The organism is Nitrospira sp. (assembly GCA_015709715.1).
Taxonomy (GTDB): domain Bacteria; phylum Nitrospirota; class Nitrospiria; order Nitrospirales; family Nitrospiraceae; genus Nitrospira_A.
Window position 1 is genome coordinate 127,132 of the sequence record CP054184.1, and the last position, 18,413, is coordinate 145,544.

Genomic DNA, 18,413 nt, shown 5'->3' on the forward strand with positions numbered 1-18,413 from the left:
TTTCGTTGGTCTTGTGTTGTGTCCAGAATACGATCCGCACCAAGATGAGCACTCTGATCAGCACGATGGTGATGTCGCCAAGACTCACCCACATAATTCTCTGAGTAATTTCCTGCACTTTTTTGTTTTCTGGTCTGGCAATTTAAATTTATGGGGATCCTCCTCAATCGCCATCCGTTGATTCTTAAAATGGAGCACTACTCCGCTGGTATATGCGGCGAGAGCCAACATGATAGTGAGAAGATCCACCTGATTGGTGTCGAAAAGGGCAGTCAGATTGTAGCGCTGGGGAGAGCACGCCTCGCCAGGACCTCTGTTTTCGTAAGGGAAAGACCTGCTCAGGCAGAAGATGAAAAGACAACCCGCGACAAGGCATATGATCAGCCGAAGGAATGCTTCTCCAAGATGTTTTGGTTCGAAACCAGGTTTTTGTGACATTTATTTTGCCTCTTGTTTTTCGTTGTGCCGGTCATAGTGCTCTATTCTCCGCCCATGTAAAGTCGTCCGCTTCGGTCCCCGTAGACTTCGTAGACATGTTCGAACACTGCGGAGCATTTCTGTTTGTAGATGTCCGGCGTGTAGGCACGAGGCAGGCCTTGGTCGAGAACATCTTCGATGGCGAGCTTCACCCGTGACCGAGCCGCGACGGTGTGACGCCAGTTCAGAACGAGTAACTGCTTCAGTTTTGTTAACAGATTCTTGGCCACCTTCTTCAGCTCCGCACGCTCCTCTCCACTCAGCGCTGGAGCCGGCCTGGTGAGGATGTCGAAAATGACCAATTCTTCCTCGGACAGGTGTTCACGAACATGCCGCTCTTGCTCCTCATTCAGGCTGCGGCTCAGCGCCAGCAGCTCCTTGAACAGCTCGTCGATGTTGCAGCTCCCTGCGTTGTAGGACTCAATCAATTCCTCAAACTTCGCCAGATAATCGGCCCTGATCCGGTTCAGACGAATCAGCGTATCCAGCTTCGAGCGGATGGCCGCTTTGAGCTGCTCCAGGTCGATGTTTTTGGTCTTGGACTCGCTTAACCGCTTGGCCAAGGCGTCAAAGTCGATCTTCGTCAGATCGATGACTCCATGACCGTCTGTGCGTTGAGGAATGTGGAAACCGTCCGCCGCCACTGACGCATCCAGAATCTTGTTCAAGTCTGCTATCACCGCTGAGATATCCGCTGGTCCTTCGCCGGTTCATTTACGGATCGAGTCAGCGATGGTCGTGAGACAAGCCACACGTGAGGCGAATTCCAACACCGAAGGATCGGGCTTCGCGGCTTGAAAGAGGGTCCGCACCCAACGTTCCTGCGCCAGAAAATCCTTGCGCAGCGGGTCCGGCGAGATGAGGGCCTCGACGGCCTCTGCGATCTTGGTGAGGCGGTCCAAACTTCCGACAGACATGTTTTCAAGTTCCTCCAAGCTCACCCCATGGGCCTGGCAGAAGGACGTCGCTTCGGTGATCGCCTGACGGAGACTTTCGACAAGGTTCCGTTTGTCGCGGATCGGACGCTCACCGCCTTTTCCTTTGGCATAGAGGGCGAGCGCCTTCTCCAATGACTCGAAGACATTGGCATAGTCGACGATCAGGCCGCTGTGTTTGCCAGGGAATACGCGGTTCGCCCTGGCAATGGTCTGCATCAGGGTGTGGTTCCGCATCGGCTTGTCGAGATAGATCGTCGAACAGCTCGGCGCATCGAAACCGGTCAGCCACATGGCACAGACAAAGGCCAGGCGCAGCGGGTCTTTCGCTTCTTTGAACTTCTCGTCCAGCTCATCATCGTTCATGCGCTTGCGGTGCGGCGCGATGTCCAGACCCAGTTTCTTCATGTCCGAAATCTCGTTCTGGGCGGAGGAGACGATGACCGCCATGTCGGTCGTATGGATCACATCGAGGCGCGCCTTGAGTTCCCGGATACGATCGGGATCGGCGGCCTTAGCCCCGTACGTCCTGAGCCTGGCCAACTCCTGCGCGACACGCGTCCCTTCTGCGTTCCAGTGCACCCTGACCTTGTCGTACATCCGTAAGGCTGTCGCCTTATCGATGGAAATGACCATCGCCTTGCCCTGAAAGCCACGCCCGAGGAAGTGCTGGACGATATCCTTGGCGATCGTCTCCAAGCGGTCGTCGCGCGTCAGGAGTTGATACTGCCGGCCGAGTTCCCGTTCCAGTCGCTTCTCCTGCTCGTCGTCGAGTCCTGCTGCCTCAATCAGGTTGTAGATGTCGTCGTTGAGGTTCGGATTCTCCAAACGCAGTTCCGGGGTGCGGTTCTCATAGAAGAGCGGCACCGTCGCGCCGTCTTCCACCGACTGCTGGAAGTCATAGACCGAGACGTAGTCGCCGAACACCTCGCGCGTCCGCTCCTCCCCTGCGATCAAAGGCGTGCCGGTGAAGGCGAGGAAAAGGGCGTTGGGCAAGGCGGCACGCATATTGAGGGCCAACTGGTCGTATTGGCTCCGGTGGGCTTCGTCCGTCAGAACGATGACATCCGAGCGGTCGCACAGTAGTTCAGGAGTTTGGAATTTGTGGATGAGCGTGAAGACATAGCGATGGTTTTCGCCAAGCAACTGCCGCAACTGCCTCCCGCTTTGGGCGTGGCATTGGTCACTCTCTGTCTCACTGACCGCACCACAAGCCTTGAACGTCTTGGCAATCTGGTCGTCCAGTTCAACCCGATCGGTCACGACGACAAAGGTCCAATTGCCGGGCACCTTGCGGAGAATCTTCTGGGCGAAGAACACCATCGAGAAGCTCTTGCCGGAACCCTGTGTCTGCCAAAAGACACCGCCTCGTCCGTGGCCCTCCTTCCACGCGGTCAACGTGGCGGCAATGGCATTGTTCACCCCGAGGAACTGGTGATTCTGTCCCAGCACCTTGACCAATCCGGCCTTGCGCTCGGAGAACAAAGTGAAGTTTTCAAGCAGATCCAGCAGGCGCGACGGCTCACAGGTGCCGCGGAGCATCACTTCCAGCGACACCCGGCGGGGTTCGTCTTCGTGTTCGATCCGCTTCCACTCAAAAAAACGCTCCCAGTCTGCCGTGAGCGAGCCGACATGGCTTTCCGTTCCGTTGGAGGCGATCATCAGGCCGTTGAACCAGAAGAGCTGGGGGATATCCGATTTGTAACAGGTGAGATTGTCGTCGAACGCCTGCTGCGCCGGGACACCGGGCTTCTTCAACTCGATCACGACGATGGGCAGGCCGTTCACGAACCCGACAAGGTCAGGCCGGCGGGTATAGAGCGAACCTGTCACGCTGAGCTGGCTTACCAACAGAAAATCGTTGGCGGCAGGATTCTCCCAATCGATCACGCGGATCCGCTTTGGCTCCTGGCCGCCGCTCGCGGCATCCGCAACAGTCACCTCAATGCCGTCTTTGAGCAGCCCGTACACTTCCCGATTCGCCGCCGCCAGGCTCATGGCAGAGCGGTCTCGGGCGAGTTGGTCGATGGCTTGCGAGAGCGCTTCGGGTGGGAGAGAGGGGTTGAGGCGTTCGAGGGAGGTACGGAGACGAGGAAGAAGCAGCGCTTCGCTTTTCGTCTCACGCCCCAGCGTGCCACCGACACCGAAGACTTCTTCCAAAGCCGAGACCGTCTGCCAACCCAGCTTAGAGAAAAGCTGGATGGCCGGTTGTTCGACGAGAGAGTCTTCGGTGTACGTGTGAGGACTCACGGCAACGCTTTCACAATCGGCCGGAGCACCTGATCCATTTTCACCAGTCGCTCCGTGAGCCAGTTCAAATATTCATCCCAGCGACTCTCATCCTCGATGGATGCGTGTGAGTACCAGGTGGCTATCCGGCAAGCCTTGGCATCCGGGAGTTCCTGCCAGTCCAGCTCAAATCCCAACTTCCCTTCAATGACCTGCTTCTGTACTAGCAGATCAGCGAAATGCTTTTTGGCCTCCGCTCCCGGAATCCACAATTCTACCCCGAGGCGCTCGTCGCGGGTGTTCGCCGTGATGGTCAGACCGAAACCGGAACGTCCAATGGAATTGTTCAGCCAGTGCTGAGGGCGAGGCTTCTGGGGTCGAATATGTGGTGCGTTCTTCGCAAGTCTTTCAACGAGAGCCGTCCAGAACTTCTGCTGCAACTGTTTGGTCGGTGAGGCAGAGGATACGGCACGCGCCTGCTCACGACCGATCTTCGCCCAATCGTTGGGTTTTACGACGACCTCGAATTTCGGCGCAAGCGGCGATTCACCGATGCGCCATAACTCGATCTGCACACCGAAGAAACTCAGGTTCTCGGTCGTGTTCTCGTTGAGGAACTGAAGCGCAGCGATGTGCTCGGGGCGGAACGATTCCGCCAACCACACCACCTTGTTGGCGCCCACCCCGGCCGCGTAGGAGAGGATCTGGCCCAGGTGCTTGTGGTCCGTTTCATCAAGCTGATTTTCGATGATGACCTGCTGATCGCCATCCGAACAAAGAATGTCCAATTTGAAATCGCCAACCCAATGTTCTGTGGCAACAAGGACCAGTTCACTTACTCCGAGGGCGTCCGCAAGGGTGTTCAAGTTGTCAGCCTCAGCAAGCCATGGCGTGAGCTCGCCGGCCTCGTGCTTCCATGCCTCGCGTAGCGGCACGCGCATCAACTTGCTGAGGTTTCGGATCCCAGCCATGATTCAGTTCTCCTTCACTGCTATCTGCCCTGACAGCAGCCGCGGGAGTAGCAGGTCTCGGGTGCGGCGGAGATTCTGAGTTTTCCCTCGAAGCTGTTGGCTGAGTAGCAACATTGGGGCGACAACTGAGGAAAACCGTTCGATTATCGATCGATCGGATACGGTGCCTGGGATCGTAAGGAGGTTTTCGGGCTTGACGCGTTGATGACTAGTTGACGTGCCTATTGCGAGACTGGCGAACTGACCCGCGAACTCTTCAGAACAACATTTGGCATAAATAAATTCACGAGTGGTTCCTGGCCGTGGTTTCAGGACGAGGAATTCAGTCGAAGTGATGGCGCGACGCTGGTCACTTGTTGCTGGGAGCCAAATTCGTGGGATTCGTGGGTTGAGCTTGGAGAGTAAGACACATGAACTATTGATGCAGTATTTCCCGCTCAAAATCGTCTCACCCAGTTCGGTTGCTGGTTGTCGGCCATTGTCGAATGCAGGAATGCTGAAGTGTTCGAACAGTTCTTGGGGAAACTCAAATGGGTTGATGCCATCACGCTCGATAGTGACAAGATCACCAAATCGACCTCCCCACCCTTGTGGGATAGAGCCGAGGGGAGAAGAAACCATTTTGACTTTATCGTGGCCGGGGAAGCGGAAGTGCACGAACCACTCGCGGTAGAGGGATTGGGCCATCTCTTCCAGAATCTTGATGCGCCGCTGGTTGTTCTCGATTAGGTCGTCATAGGCCGACAGGATGCCTGCGATTCGGCGTTGGAGCGGCAGCACGGGAATTTTTACCTTAATGTCGCAGAAAGCGGACTTGTTCAAGATCGGCGTTCTGACTCCAGTAGCGGCGCCGAGCGAAAGCAGCTCGCTCTTTCGGGGGAGCAGCGAATAGAACAGAAATGATGGGTCGACCTTCCCATTGGGAACGATAGTGTTGATTTGTTGGTTGGTGAACGATGGGCGATCGGTCATGATCACCTCGCCCATCTGCCAGCCAATGCAGGAGACGCAAATGCTGTTTGGCGGGATTTGAATCCGTTTCAGTAGCTCTGCACCCTCATTCGAAATAGTCCGTTGTGTAGATCTGGCGAACTTTCCTTGATGCATATCTGTGGGCGTTATGAACGGAAATTCTCCCCCAAAGTAGGATTGTCGCTCGGTCGGCGGAGTCCGACCTGTGAAGACCTCTCCAATATCTCCAATTCTCGTTTCAGGCCAGCTGTGTGCGTGCAACGTCACGCCTCCAGAATCTCCGCTACATTCCGAGCGATGGTTCCTTCAAGGTCGCGTGCCTGCGCGTTGAGCATTTCCAGTTCTTCGTTTAGCGTTTCGAGCTGTTCCTTGAAGTCCTCGTCGCTGACTTCCCCGCCGGGTGCCACGCCAACGTATCGACCGGGATTCAGGCTCCAGCCCTGCGCTTTGATCTCCTTGATCGTGGCGGCTTTGCATAGTCCTGGCACATCAGCGAACTTCAGCTTTTTGCCGAACACTTCCTTCAGCTTGGCTCCGGCCTCAGGCCCGCCCAGGGTGAAGTCCGGCTCTTCCCCCCGATAGAGCCGGACGACGTTCGCCATGAATCCGATTTGGCCTTCGGTCCAGTCGCGGTGCGCCCGATCCACATGACGGTAAATGTGCCGTGCATCGAGAAAGAGGACCTTGTCGGCCCTCGGCGTCTTCTGCTTTGATCGATCCAGAAACCACAAGGTACAGGGCAGCGTGACCGTGTAGAACATGTTCGGCCCGACGGCGACCATCACGTCCACCGCACGGGCTTCGATGAGCTGTTTGCGAAGTTCTTGTTCGGACGAGCGGGCATCGGAGGCGCTGTTGGCCATGACGAATCCGGCTCGCCCGGTCTGGTTCAATGTCGAATAGAAGAGTTGAATCCAGAGATAGTTGGCGTTGTCCGTGCGCGGCAGGCCGAAGGGGTAGCGGCGGCCCTTGCCGACCTCGGCTTCCAGCCGTTCCTTATCGACGGCGTTCACGTTGAACGGCGGATTGGCGAGGACGAAGTCGAATCTGCCCGTGCTGTTGTGCAGGTCGTCGTAGTAGGTAATGGCCTCTTTGATATCCCCTTCCAGGCCGTGCATGGCCAGGTTCATCCGGCAGAGGGCGACGGTGGCGGAGACTTTCTCCTGTCCGTGAATAGCCAATTCTGACGAAGGGTTCTTCTTATGCTCGGCTACGAAACGGGCGCTTTGGACGAACATGCCGCCGGAGCCGCAGGCCGGGTCCAGAATGCGGCCATGGTAGGGCTCCAGCACTTCGACCAGCAAACGCACGATGCCGGAAGGCGTGTAGAACTCGCCGCCCTTCTGGCCTTCCGTCCTGGCAAACTCGCCGAGGAAGTATTCGTAGATGCGGCCGAAGGCGTCGTAATCCATGGTGGCCGGGATTTCGGACACGCGCTTGAGCAGATCCTTCAACAACGTGCCTACAAAGACTTCATAGCTCTTAGGAAGCACCCCGGCAAGCTGGGGATTGTGCTTTTCAATGTCGCGCATGGCTTCATTGATCGCCTTGCCGGCATTGCTGCCCTCCGGCAGATGGAGGAGCTGTTCGAAGCGGGCGTTCGGCGTGAGATAGAGCACCCCTTCGGCATGGTAGGCTGATGGTTCGTCCACGCGTGAGCCGCGCCGTGACGAGGATGCCATCTTCTCCAGGTCGGCCCGGATCTTGGCAAAGCGCACATCGGCGAAGCGGAGGAAGATGAGGCCCAGGAATATTGGGCCGAGGTGAGGCCGCTATTGGCCCGCAGCTGATCGGCTGCGTCCCACAGACGCTTTTCCAGCGCGTCCGTCGCCCTGTCTTTTTCCGATGGGGCAATCCATTGCATCTGGGGCTTCGTGAAACATGTGTCCGCTGCAAGCCGCAGCAGGATACCCTTTCTCCGGTGGCGAGACAATCTGGCCGTTGCCCCTCCCCTTGCCGTTGGAATATCGGGCCTGCTAGATTTGGGCCCATGACGATCCAATTCCAGAAGAAAGATCCGCGGGCCACGATCACCACGAAGTTCGGCGAGATCAAGATCCGGTTCTATCCGGACGACGCGCCGCGCCATGTCGAAAACTTCATCAACCTGGCCAAGATGGGCTTCTACGACGACACGACGTTCCATCGCGTGATCCCGGGCTTTCTCATCCAGGGCGGCGACCCCTTGAGCAAACAGCCCGAGCGTCACCTGCACGGGACCGGCGGCCCCGGCTATTTCCTCAACCCCGAACCCAACGATCGCCCGCACAAACGCGGCGCGCTCTCCATGGCCAAGATGCCTCGCGACGGGACGAGCACCAGGGACTTCAACGACAACGGCTCGCAGTTCTTCATCTGCCTCGATGACAACAGCGGGCTCGATCGTCGCTATTCGGTCTTCGGCGAAATCTTTCGCGGCATCGAGGTGATCGACCTGATCGCCAAGGTGGCGCGCGATGAACGCGACAACCCGCTGGAGCCGATCCGCATGAAGGTGACGGTGAAGGAGTAAACTCGGCACCGCCCGGATCACTCAGCGGATGAACCGTCACTTTCTTCATGTCACTTTCTGCCTCTCGCGCTCGATTATTCTCCTGCTTCTAGCGGGTTGTATCACTCCAGAGAGAGTCTCGTTCGAGCCGCGAATCTCCGATCGCAGCGAACTCGCCCATGTCATCAGCCACAAAGTACAGTCCGGCTTCAGATATCCTGATCGGGCGAAGACGGAGGGTTGGGAGGGATGGGTCCTCGTCGAGGCGTTGATTAAGTCGGACGGCAGTCTGGCCGGCTTGGAGGTATATCGTCACTCAGGCTGCACGGACCTGATAGTGGATGCAATCGAGACGGTTGAGCGAAGTTTTCCTATTTCAGCCCATATCCCGTTAGAGCGAAACGAGCTGTTATCCGTTGCTGTCCCGATCCATTACGAACTTGACCAGGCATCCAGGAGTCATCCTTTCGGTGTTCTGCAGCGGTTGATTGCGGATTCACTCACAAGAACGGTCCGCGCCATTCAGCAATATCCCGAAGAGGCAAAACACGCTGCGCGGGAAGGGATCGTCATGACCAAGGTTCTCGTGGAAGCGGACGGCACCATCATCGATGCGCAGATTCAGGAAAGCTCCGGCCACCCAGACCTCGACGCGCATGCGCTTGCAACCATTCAGAGCGTGGGGTCGGTCTACGATCGACGCTGCTCGCCCGATCCCCGGAGGGTTGAAGTCCAGTTTCCCATCCAATATGCATTACCTGCTCCGGATCGAGCGGCTCTCCAGGGAGGCCGCCATGATTACACCTGGCTCGCAAGAGATGTGTTTGCTAAATTTACGGACATCGGGTTTTATCCTGCGCAGGCTGTTGAGAGCGGATGGGAGGGCACGGTGGTAGTGTCCACCATCATCAGATCGGACGGCACCATTCCGTATAGCTGGATCGACAGAAGTTCGGGCATCCCCCTGCTGGACCAGGCCGCCATGCAGAGCGTACGCGGCCTTTCTCCATTGAAGCTGAGACATCCGCTTGGTCAAGCCAAAGTCATTGTGACCCTTCCCATAACCTATTCGACCACGTCGAGGCCGTGAGCCGGTCAGCGTGGGCGCGCGTGCCGCCACGATGTGTGTCGGTCGGGACCTTTGCCCTATGATCACCATGCACTCCCTGCTCTACGGTAGCCTCATCCTCGTTGCGACGGCTGTCTCGGGCTGCGATGGGGACCGTCACCGCCTGATGACGGACCTCTATCCGTCTTACCCGGAGGGCGTGCGCTGGGCCATCGATCACGGGAAGATTCTGCGCGGCATGACGCAGGATCAGGTATACCTGGCGATGGGGGCTCCGGTCTGTAAGAAGGAGCAGGAGAGGGCTGGGAAGCTGCTTCAGGTCTGGCTCTATCCGCCGATCGGACGGGATGCCTGTGTGACCAGCGCGTTTCGTGTGTACTTCGAAGAGGGCCTGGTCACCACCTGGGACCGTTTCACGACCCCGACCAGATATACCGACCCGGCCGGCGGCGTGCCGGAATAGGGAGCGGCCTAGAAGAAGGTCATGCTGGCGTAGGTGACCGTGGAATTGTATTGATCGGTGATGCCGCGGTCGTAGCGCAGCACCTGCCCCGTTTCCGCCTGGATCAAACGCAGCAGCAGGTAGATGGGCGAGAAGCCCGAGATGCGGCGCTGGTCGTTTTCCTTCTGGATGAACCTGGCGAATTCTTCTGGCTCGCGATTCTCCACGTGTTTGAGCATCTCCAAATCGGTCTGCATACAGCGGTGGAAGGAGAAATCAGTCGGCGGCGCCGAGTCGCCGTAGCGCATGCCGATGTGGGCGAGTTCCGCCCCGGCCACCACGCAGTAGGGCTTGCCGTAGGCCGACAGGGCTTCCTTCAAGACCCGCAGGAACGTCTCCACCTTCTCGCGTACCTGGGCGTCGCGGAGGCTGTCCGCCGAGAACGACGTGAGGATGGGGACGATGCGGAAGGGCCGGTCCTTCCCGAGGCTTGCTTGCAAAAATGGCAATTGGAATTCCAAGGCATGTTCGTTTTGATGGACCAACTCCTCGTTGAAGACCATGGGTAGCTGCGCGCGTAGCACGTCGGTCACGCTCCGTTCGACCGGCACGACGCCCAGCGGCGTTTCAAAATCCTTATCCGTCACCGCGACCAGTTGCTCCAGACCGGAGAAGGCCGTGCCGAGCAACACGTAGAGTTCCGGTTGCTGGGCCTCCTGCAGTTCCTTGTAGGCCCAGGCATAGACCGGCCCGGCATGTTTGGGTTCGTAGGTCGGAGCCACCAGCCCCTTGATGGGCTTCCCCGCATGTTCCGAGGCCTTGATCTCCGGCCCTTCCTTCGACGTGAAGAAGCCCTTGATCTGGGCGCGCAGCTTGGCCCCATCGGCTTCGTAACTGCGGCCTGCAAAGGCGGCTATCCGGTGGGGCGCTTGCCGGTAGGCGTCCAGTGCCTGCCGTTTAGCCTGTTCCGCCCGTTCCCCTTCCAGAAAGAGTTTCTCGTCCAGGTCGGCGATGAGTTGCTCGACCTTGTTGGGCATGAGAAATTCGCCGAAGCGCTTCAGGTAAATCGTCCCGATCTCGGGCAGACTGTGTTCGCCGTCCAGGTGCTGCACGATGAAGAAATAGTTCAGCGGCAGGACCAGCTTCTCCTTGCTCAATCCGGTCGGGTCCCAGAGCACGACGTACTGCTCTTCACCCTGCTTGATGGGCGTGAACTGCAGATTGCGGAGCAGCGGACAGAGCGCAGGATCTTTTGGTGCGGCGGTGGTGGCGTCCATGGTGAAGCGCATTCTAACGGAGCGGTCTTCTCAGGCGCAACTGGAAGGTAGGTGTTCGGTGGCTTAACGTTCCGGCGGATGGGCGCTGCCGCGTTGACTCAGGATGATGAGCGTGGCGACGGTCAGCAACAGGAGCCAGAGGGTCGGACGGCCGTAGGAGGCGTCGGAAAATTCGATCAAGTCCGTCAGCCGGCCGATCAGAAGCGACATGCGGGCCATGACCGTATAGCCGAAGGCGGCGCCGAAGGAGATCATCAGGAACATGATGCCGGCGCGCGCGACCATCTTGCCCGGCCCCGAATGCTCCACCGAGAAGAAAAAGTAGAACAGGACCGAGACCACTCCGATGAGGATGATGATACCGTTGAGGTTGCTGGCCGGATTCAAAAGCGACCAGGTGAAGGTGACGCCCTCACCGGGGGCCACCGACAGCAACGGCCTCACCGTGTCCTCGATCTGTTTCAGGATGAACGATGAGATCGTCCGCGGAATCGCCAGGCCCGCGCCCACGCCCACGATGAAGGCAAAGGCGTAGCGTGAGAGCCAGGCGGCCTTGGGCACGTACCGCGTGAGCATCAGCATCCCGATGGCGACCGGGATGAGCAGCGACCATTCCCCCTTGTCGATGATCGGCCGGATGATGAGCGTCATCACCACCGTGTCGTAAGCCTTGACGATGGTGTAACCCAACGAGACGCCGACATAGAGGTGCTCGGCAAGTTTGAAGAGCGGGTTGTCCTCATAGAGGAACGACAGGATGAACAGCGTCAGTCCCGTGGCGACCCAGGCGCCCAACATGGTGGCGAAGGAGAGTTCCATCCTGTCTAGGCCCCCATGCCAGGCTGGCGGCGTTGTTGCCGCCGCAGCGAGAAGTAGAAGAGGTTGCAGATCATCACGAGCACGATGATGGCCATGTGGGTAGCCGACTGCGCGTCCATGCCGGCCACTGCCTTGCCTTTCGCCCCCACCAGCGTTTCATATTCCGCCGCGCCGCGCAGACCGCCGATCAGCCCGTTGATCTGGCCGCTCCGGAGCAAGGGATAGAGGCCTGGCGCCATCACGCCGGTGCAGCCGCCGCCCAGTTCGAACTTGTATTTGTCCTTGCCGAACACGTACCAGGCCTCGACGCCGGGATTGCCCGCCCCCAGGCTCATGGCATAGGTCACGTCGCGCAGGTTCTGCACGCCGGCCAGGACCGGCAGCCCCTTGGTGGCCTTGCCGCCATAATCGGCGGGGAAGGCGTTATAGAGGTCCTGCCCCATGTTCAAGATCACCGCGCTGCCGCCGGGACTCCAGCCCAGGAACACGTAATCCGTCCCGTTCACCTTCCCCGCTTCCTTCGCAGCCTGGGTAATGATTTGATCGGCCAAGCCCGTGCCCGACACCCAAAGCGTCATCGCCACCACGCGCAGGTTTTTCTTGAAGGCGTGGCGGAGAATCGCCACGGCCTGCGGGTAGAGTTCCGGCTTGGAGGCCGGGTCGAAATCCAGCGACAGCAGAAACACCGACTGCTCGGGCAGGTTCTCGATGTAGTCGTAGACGGCCCGCACTTCGGGGGAAATCTTGATCGGCAGCCCGACCGGGTACAGCAGCGGGAACAGCGTACAGAGGCCGATCACCAGGAAGATGACCCGCCGGTCGATCCGCAACATACGTTCGGCGAGGCTCATTCCTTTCCTCCGCCCAGGTAGGACCGTTCCACGCCGAAGATGATCTTGAAGGAAAGGGCCACGGCGCCCAGACTCACGCCGATGAGGATGGCGCGGCGGACGGAGGCGTTCAACACGTTCAAGATCCAGCTCGACAGGTCTCCGCTCAGCGGCAAGATGTATTCGCCCAAGGGCACGCGGCCCATCATAACGATGACGGCGGCGACCAGCAACACGGCGGCTTCGCGGCTGCGGGCGCGGAACGACCGGTAGGCTGCGGAGGCGATGAAGAAGGCCAGGATCGCGAACATGGTGCCCTGCAGCGGCACGAGCATATACGAGTAGACCCAGCCGAAGGAGGTCATCGCCCCATCGATGCTTTCCTTGCCGTGGTTCCAGAGGCCGACGGCGATAGTGCCCAGCATGCCGGCGTAGAGCACGAGGCTGTAGCCCCATCCCGCTTCCTTCCGGCGTATCTTCGCCGCATGCAGGTGAAACAGGCTCGTGACACCCAACACCAGCGCGAAGCCGCCGATGATCTGCAGCCACTTGGTGACCGTGGTCAATAGTTGTTCGGACGAGGGATGCGGCACGTAGTACTGGGCCGCCATGACCAGGCCGGTGATTAGCGTGATGAGCAGCGGCAGCTGCCGGCGAAGAAAGATCATTTCAGGTCCTTGAAGAGGTCCAGAATCAGCTGCGGCCACGTCGCGCCGGTCACTACCGCCAGGGTCGCCAGGATGGTCCCGAGTCCGATCACGCCGAGGATGAAGGCCTTGCCCAAATCTTGCCCGCGTAAGGTGCCGATCTGAATCGGTTCCTTGGACAGGTAGGCGCTCGCGGCGTAGAGTTCCTCGCCGATCAACGTGTAGTCGCAGGTCGTGACGAAGAACGGGAGCTGGTGATCGGAATCGGTGCCGGCGATCTGAATCGCGCCGGTGCTTGCGCCCGTTTCGGTGAGCAACAGCGACTCCGCAAAATAGGAGCCCATGAAGAAATTCGCCGCCGGTTTCCGCCGCAGCATGATGCCGTCTACCGCCGCCGTGTAGCTGAACTGGTCGCTGGTGATGAAGAAATTCGCGTCTTCCTTGAACAGGTCCGGTTTGCCCGCTTCTAAATAGGCCTGCTTGGTGATCTCCTGACAGACCGCCATGGTGATGGGCTCACGGTGCGGAACGAGTAACTCCGTTTCATAGGCCGCGGCCTTCTTGGCCACGCGACCGAGGATGACGGCGGCGGCGATGGTCGAGGGATCGTTCATGTCGTGGGCGCCCGTCATGTAGAGCACCGGTTTGCCCAATTCGGTGGCGCGTCCGATGGCCTCGTCGACCGCATCCAGGCCGGGGATGCGGCGGAGAAAGATCTCCTTCCGCTTGGCCAGGTTGATCGCGTAAAACACCACCGCCCCGAAGAGCAGCGCGAGCAGCAGGTTGTTGAGCTGGTTCCAGTTCATCCAATTCGGTTCCGGCGAGGCCAGTTGCGAATCCGCCAAGACGCGTTCCTGATCGGCCACCACCGCTACGGTCACGGCATAGGCCTGGCCTGCCTTGAGTTCGACACCCTTCCCGTTCTTGATGAAATAGACATGGTCGTCCAGCGCGCCGGGCCTGGTCCACCAACTGGCCTTGGCCTCGCGCACGTAGTGGCTGTTCGCAGGAAATTCAGCGAGTACCTTCCAGTCCGCCTGGTTTCGCGGTGCCACGCCCTCATGGAAGAGGACTTGGTACTTGGCGGTGGCGCTGTCGGCAGCCGAGGGTGCCCACAAGACGGTCAAGCTGCCGCCCCCGTCGCTGGGCGTGTCGAAGACCTGCAGGTGTTGCGGTGGAGCCGGCGAAGCCTGGGCCGGTGCGAAGGTCGCGGTCCAGAGCGCGCAGAGCAGGATGAACAAGAGAAGGCGGACGAGGGGCTGCACGTCGCTCAGGCTCCTTCGATCACTTCGATGTTGGCGCGTGGCACCACGGTTGTCGTCCCGTCGGGAAATTTCACTTCGAGCACCCGCACTTCACTCTCCGTCGGGATCAGCCGCAATTCAGACGGGAGGCCGCACACGGTCCCGATGCGCCCGAAAAGCGGATCGCGGATGATGCGCACCGGGTCGCCGATCTGGATGCCCTCGCGCTCGGCCTGCTGAGGAGATGCCTGGACCTTGGGCGTCTCGTGCGGAATGATGATTTCCGGCCGGATCACCCCGGCCCGGATCTGCGTGGCGCCTGAGATGGAGGCCCGCTGTCCGGCGTGGGCCGACAGGAGCGCGAAGGTCTTCGGGGCCATCGGGATGGTGCCGAACCCTTCGGTGAGGATCAACGTGAAGCCCACCTGCTCCGTGCCGGTGATGGCCACGCCCAAGTCGTAACCCAGCAGCGTCCGCAGGTCCTTGTCGTGAATGCCGCCGACGACGATCCCGACCACGCCGATATCCTTGGCCTTGGCCATGGCGACGGCGGACAGGAAGGAGCCGCCGACGACGATCTTGCCCTTCATCGAGGGGGTGAGTTGTTCGGGATGGAGCGGTTGGTCCGGCGAGGTCACGCCCATCACCAGGTCGCCGCCGGTCTCTCCGCCGATGCCGAAGATGCCCTGTACCAGGCTGCAGGTGGTTTCGACGGTCACACCCTGTGCCGGATGTACCTCGGCGATCGTTCCGTCGATGTAGCCGCGCAATTCGAGCACCCGGGGCGGCTCGCGGAGCAGCACCTGCCCGGTGATGGTGGAGACGGACTCCACCGTGCCGGTGACTGGCGAACGGATCTCCGTTTTGAACCACTTGATGAAGGGTTTGTTTTCCGCCAGGACTTCGTCCTTGGCGACGGCGTCTTTCTCTTTCTTCACGAGATATTCGTGGATCTCGTCCGGCGCGATGCCCAGCTGATTGGCCAGGTTGAGGGGAATGACCTTGCCGGGCAGTTCTGCGCGGGCGACGGCCGTTTCGGCATGCACCTCTTCGCCGGCCTGGACCAGCACCGTGCCCGGCAGCGGGAGGATGCGTCGGCGGTGGACGGTGGTCCGTTCGGTGACGGTCAAACCCGGTGTGTAACTATGCGCCATCCTGTCGCCTTGTCCCTAGAAGCCGCTTTGTGGATAGAGATCGACGGCCTGATACCACCGCTTCAAGGCGGCCACACGAGCCTGTTGGTCGCTCGGCAACTGTAACGGCCTGCCGCGTCCATCGAGCATGAGCCCGACGACTCCGCCCTGTACCGTGCGTGTCAGACTCTGTCCCGGCCCGTTGCCGAGGTCGACCTGTTTGGTCGGCTGCATCGTAACCGTGGCCTGTTGGTCGTGCGTCAGCGGGATTAGTTTCAGATCGCCGAACGCCAGCGTCCCCTTCTCGATCCGTCCGTCCGGCATGGCAATTTCATAGTCCGCGCAACGGTCACCGTCCTTGCCCTTGCCGATCGGCGCGATGCAGGTGCCGAGATAGACCATGCAATCCCGTATGAAGACGTCGGTCGCCGCCTGCTCGTTGATGGTGGAGAGCACGCCCAAGTGGGGCATCATGAAGATGCTGTCCACCGAGAGGGTCGTGACGCCGAGCGGCTCGTAGGCGTCCACCATCATCAGCATGGATTGCACGCGGCGCGGCGCATGCGAGAGGATGCCGCCGCTGCCCACGATCAGGTCCAGCTTCAGGAGATCGATCAAGGTCTTGCCGGAGGTCTGCTGCTCGAACACGTCGGAGATCGTCCGTTCTTGCTGCACGCCCTTGAGGCCCGCCGCGAGCGACTTGTGGTGAATGAGGGCGAGCCGCAGGGCTTCCCGGGCGATGGCATGTTCGATCTGGAGTTCGTCGAGTGTTTGCGGAATCGTCGTGGGCCGCACCATCTTGTTCTTGATACGGTTGCGCAGACTCTGCTCGTCGATGGTGAACGGCACCCAGCGCATGATGTTGTCGAGTCCTGCCTCGGCCAACACGTTCGAAATGCTGTAGGACATGCCGAGGTTCGCGCTCACGGTGCGGTTGAAGGTGCCGCCGAAGACCGAAAACACGTCGGTGGTGGCGCCGCCGATGTCTACGCCGATCAAATTGATGCCCTCGCGCTTGGCGATGGTCTCCATGATGACGCCGACGGCGGCCGGCGTCGGCATGATGGGCGCGCCGGCCATCTCGATGAGCTTTTTGTACCCCGGTGCCTGCTGCATGACATGTTCGAGAAAGAGGTCGTGAATCTTGTTGCGCGCGGGCGCGAGGTTTTCCCGTTCGAGGACGGGCCTGAGGTTGTCGGCCAACTCCAGCGCCGTCTTCTCGCCGAGAATCTTCTGGATCTGCGGCTGTGCATCCTTGTTGCCCGCATAGACCAGCGGCAGTCGGTAGGTGCTGCCGAAGCGCGGGCGCGGTTCCGCCGCCGCGATGTATTCCGCCATTTCCACGACATGTGTCACGGCGCCCCCGTCGGTGCCGCCGGACATCAGGATCATGTCCGGGCGCATGCTGCGGATCCGCTCGATCTTTTCGTAAGGCATCCGCCCGTCGTTGGAGGCCAGCACGTCGATCACGATGGCGCCTGCGCCGAGGGCCGCCCGTTGGGCGCTTTCCCCGGTCATGTTCTGCACCACGCCGGTCACCATCATCTGCAAGCCGCCGCCAGCGCTGCTCGTCGAGACGTAGATATCCACGCCCCGCTTCGGATCGCCCTGCCCCGCCTGGTTGGGCGTGATGATGTGATCGCCGTCGAGGATCGTGCGCCCGGAGAGTTCTTCGATCTCCGCGATGGCATTCAACACCCCGCGGGTGACATCTTCATAAGGCGCCTCGACGGTGGTGGGCGCTTCGCCGCGATAGGTCTGGCGATATTCGTCGCCGATGCGTTCGATCAGGATGGCTTTGGTGGTAGTGCTGCCGCAGTCGGTAGCGACGATGACGTGCAAGGGCCGATCGCTGGCTGGCTGTGGAGACGCCTGCGGAGCGGTCATCGAGACGAGGCTCCTTGGGAAGGAGCAGCCTTGGCTTCAATCAAGGCGATCAGACGGATGAGGGTGTCTCGGCGTTCGAGGAGCCGCGCGATTTGAGCCAAGTCCGTGCCGTTCACGGCACATTCAATGATGGGCGCGAGAAAGAGCAAGGCCTGGCTCCCAAGGAAGCTCATCGGTCCCATTGATTCCAGAAACAGGACTGCAGGGCCGGCCATGTGCCGTGCAACGACGGCCTCCGCCACTCGGTCGAGCAAGGCCAGGTCGTCAGCCGTCAGGTCGTCGCCGGCGGGCCGGACGGCAAACGCATGCCGGAGGCCTGCGCGAAGATCTTGGATGCGACGGGATGAACGCGCGGTGGAGAACAGAGCCATAAGTGCTTGTCAGAACACAGTAAACGGTAATTTTTCGCATTATAGGAAGGGGCAAGGGGAGAGTCAATCAAAGGGTCTGCGCAGCCTTACGGCTTCTTGGTCTCGCCGGACTGCGGTGGGCAATTCATGCCGGCAAAGGGGTTCAACGGATTGACGCGCGGCGAGCAATGTTGCGCTTCCGGCGCGGCTTGTGCTTGGGGTTCGGTCTGAGGCGGAGGGGTGAAGTTGGACTCGCCCGGCATCGATGGTCGTGGCGCCGTCAGTTGCGCCGCCGGCGGCACTGCGTCCGGTGGAAGTTGCGGGGGTGGAAACGAGGAGGCCTCTCTCGGCGGCGTGAACCCACCGGGGAGCGACGGGGTCGCCGTGTTGATCACCACACAGTTTTGCTTGCCCTTCGGCTGGTCCGTAAGCAGTGTCGATCCGTTGGGCCCTTCGCAGCGGTAGATCTTGGCATCGGCGGGGAGTGAAGTGAGCAGCGTGACGGCAAAAACGACCGCGCTGCTTGCCCGGACGATCGTGGGTGAAATAGAACGTTGCCGACCGGCGAATGGATTCCTGCGCATAGGCCTGTCCAATTGTGGGACATAGGCACTATAGGCTTGGAACGCCGATCCGTCAA

14 protein-coding genes and 2 pseudogenes are annotated in these 18,413 nt (G+C 59.9%); 3 read left to right on the top strand and 13 right to left on the bottom strand.

What is annotated here, in order from left to right; all coding sequences use genetic code 11:
- Window positions 1–479: 479 nt before the first annotated feature.
- From HRU82_00550 to HRU82_00565, 4 genes and pseudogenes are all read right to left on the bottom strand, one after another.
- Window positions 480–3,662 (bottom strand): annotated as a pseudogene (locus HRU82_00550) (type I restriction endonuclease subunit R).
- Window positions 3,659–4,603 (bottom strand): DUF4268 domain-containing protein, encoded by a 945-nt coding sequence (locus tag HRU82_00555; GenBank protein ID QOJ37063.1) that lies wholly within the window; start codon window positions 4,601–4,603, stop codon window positions 3,659–3,661. Before HRU82_00555 ends, HRU82_00550 begins: the two are co-directional and overlap by 4 nt.
- A 12-nt stretch (window positions 4,604–4,615) precedes the next feature.
- Window positions 4,616–5,851 carry a restriction endonuclease subunit S gene (locus HRU82_00560; protein ID QOJ33530.1) on the bottom strand — a complete coding sequence of 412 codons (1,236 nt, stop codon included), beginning with the start codon at window positions 5,849–5,851 and terminating at the stop codon, window positions 4,616–4,618.
- Window positions 5,848–7,448: pseudogene (locus tag HRU82_00565) on the bottom strand (SAM-dependent DNA methyltransferase). Before HRU82_00565 ends, HRU82_00560 begins: the two are co-directional and overlap by 4 nt.
- A 126-nt stretch (window positions 7,449–7,574) precedes the next feature.
- Here HRU82_00565 and HRU82_00570 point away from each other — a divergent pair.
- From HRU82_00570 to HRU82_00580, 3 genes are read left to right on the top strand one after another with little or no spacing between them, the layout of a single operon-like run.
- Window positions 7,575–8,096, top strand: a complete 522-nt coding sequence (locus HRU82_00570; protein QOJ33531.1) for a peptidylprolyl isomerase — start codon at window positions 7,575–7,577, stop codon at window positions 8,094–8,096.
- 28 nt (window positions 8,097–8,124) lie between these two features.
- Window positions 8,125–9,165, top strand: a complete 1,041-nt coding sequence (locus tag HRU82_00575; GenBank protein QOJ33532.1) for a TonB family protein — start codon at window positions 8,125–8,127, stop codon at window positions 9,163–9,165.
- A gap of 58 nt (window positions 9,166–9,223) precedes the next feature.
- A complete protein-coding gene (locus HRU82_00580) occupies window positions 9,224–9,607 on the top strand; it encodes a hypothetical protein (GenBank protein QOJ33533.1) in 384 nt (127 codons plus the stop codon).
- Between the two features lie 8 nt (window positions 9,608–9,615).
- On the opposite strand, the gene amrB is transcribed toward HRU82_00580, so the two are convergent.
- The 9 genes from amrB to HRU82_00625 all read right to left on the bottom strand — a co-directional run bounded on the left by amrB (window position 9,616) and on the right by HRU82_00625 (window position 18,357).
- Entirely contained in the window at window positions 9,616–10,863 is a 1,248-nt protein-coding gene (amrB, locus tag HRU82_00585; GenBank protein ID QOJ33534.1) for an AmmeMemoRadiSam system protein B, read from the bottom strand.
- Window positions 10,864–10,926: 63 nt separating this feature from the next.
- A complete protein-coding gene (locus HRU82_00590) occupies window positions 10,927–11,682 on the bottom strand; it encodes a hypothetical protein (GenBank protein QOJ33535.1) in 756 nt (251 codons plus the stop codon).
- Between the two features lie 5 nt (window positions 11,683–11,687).
- Window positions 11,688–12,533: a hypothetical protein gene (locus tag HRU82_00595; protein ID QOJ33536.1), complete on the bottom strand. Its 846-nt coding sequence runs from the start codon at window positions 12,531–12,533 to the stop codon at window positions 11,688–11,690.
- On the bottom strand, window positions 12,530–13,180 hold the full coding sequence (locus HRU82_00600) for a hypothetical protein (GenBank protein QOJ33537.1): 651 nt from the start codon (window positions 13,178–13,180) through the stop codon (window positions 12,530–12,532). The genes HRU82_00595 and HRU82_00600 overlap by 4 nt, the downstream gene beginning before the upstream one ends.
- Complete coding sequence (locus HRU82_00605) at window positions 13,177–14,424, bottom strand: hypothetical protein (protein QOJ33538.1); 1,248 nt, start codon at window positions 14,422–14,424, stop codon at window positions 13,177–13,179. The genes HRU82_00600 and HRU82_00605 overlap by 4 nt, the downstream gene beginning before the upstream one ends.
- A 5-nt stretch (window positions 14,425–14,429) precedes the next feature.
- Window positions 14,430–15,557: a hypothetical protein gene (locus HRU82_00610; GenBank protein QOJ33539.1), complete on the bottom strand. Its 1,128-nt coding sequence runs from the start codon at window positions 15,555–15,557 to the stop codon at window positions 14,430–14,432.
- Window positions 15,558–15,572: 15 nt separating this feature from the next.
- Window positions 15,573–17,423, bottom strand: coding sequence for a glutamate mutase L (locus tag HRU82_00615; GenBank protein QOJ33540.1), 1,851 nt, complete (start codon window positions 17,421–17,423; stop codon window positions 15,573–15,575).
- Window positions 17,420–17,794: a hypothetical protein gene (locus tag HRU82_00620; protein ID QOJ33541.1), complete on the bottom strand. Its 375-nt coding sequence runs from the start codon at window positions 17,792–17,794 to the stop codon at window positions 17,420–17,422. The genes HRU82_00615 and HRU82_00620 overlap by 4 nt, the downstream gene beginning before the upstream one ends.
- A gap of 86 nt (window positions 17,795–17,880) precedes the next feature.
- The gene (locus HRU82_00625; protein ID QOJ33542.1) at window positions 17,881–18,357 is read right to left on the bottom strand and encodes a hypothetical protein; all 477 of its coding nucleotides are present in this window, start codon (window positions 18,355–18,357) and stop codon (window positions 17,881–17,883) included.
- Window positions 18,358–18,413: the final 56 nt, after the last annotated feature.

Bases quoted from the DNA above. Each gene is read 5' to 3' on its own strand.
- HRU82_00580 (QOJ33533.1), top strand. From the start codon at position 9,224: ATGATCACCATGCACTCCCTGCTCTACGGTAGCCTCATCCTCGTTGCG.
- HRU82_00620 (QOJ33541.1), bottom strand. From the start codon at position 17,794: ATGGCTCTGTTCTCCACCGCGCGTTCATCCCGTCGCATCCAAGATCTT.
- HRU82_00600 (QOJ33537.1), bottom strand. From the start codon at position 13,180: ATGATCTTTCTTCGCCGGCAGCTGCCGCTGCTCATCACGCTAATCACC.
- amrB (QOJ33534.1), bottom strand. From the start codon at position 10,863: ATGGACGCCACCACCGCCGCACCAAAAGATCCTGCGCTCTGTCCGCTG.
- HRU82_00625 (QOJ33542.1), bottom strand. From the start codon at position 18,357: ATGCGCAGGAATCCATTCGCCGGTCGGCAACGTTCTATTTCACCCACG.
- HRU82_00610 (QOJ33539.1), bottom strand. From the start codon at position 15,557: ATGGCGCATAGTTACACACCGGGTTTGACCGTCACCGAACGGACCACC.
- HRU82_00570 (QOJ33531.1), top strand. From the start codon at position 7,575: ATGACGATCCAATTCCAGAAGAAAGATCCGCGGGCCACGATCACCACG.
- HRU82_00615 (QOJ33540.1), bottom strand. From the start codon at position 17,423: ATGACCGCTCCGCAGGCGTCTCCACAGCCAGCCAGCGATCGGCCCTTG.
- HRU82_00590 (QOJ33535.1), bottom strand. From the start codon at position 11,682: ATGGAACTCTCCTTCGCCACCATGTTGGGCGCCTGGGTCGCCACGGGA.
- HRU82_00595 (QOJ33536.1), bottom strand. From the start codon at position 12,533: ATGAGCCTCGCCGAACGTATGTTGCGGATCGACCGGCGGGTCATCTTC.
- HRU82_00575 (QOJ33532.1), top strand. From the start codon at position 8,125: ATGAACCGTCACTTTCTTCATGTCACTTTCTGCCTCTCGCGCTCGATT.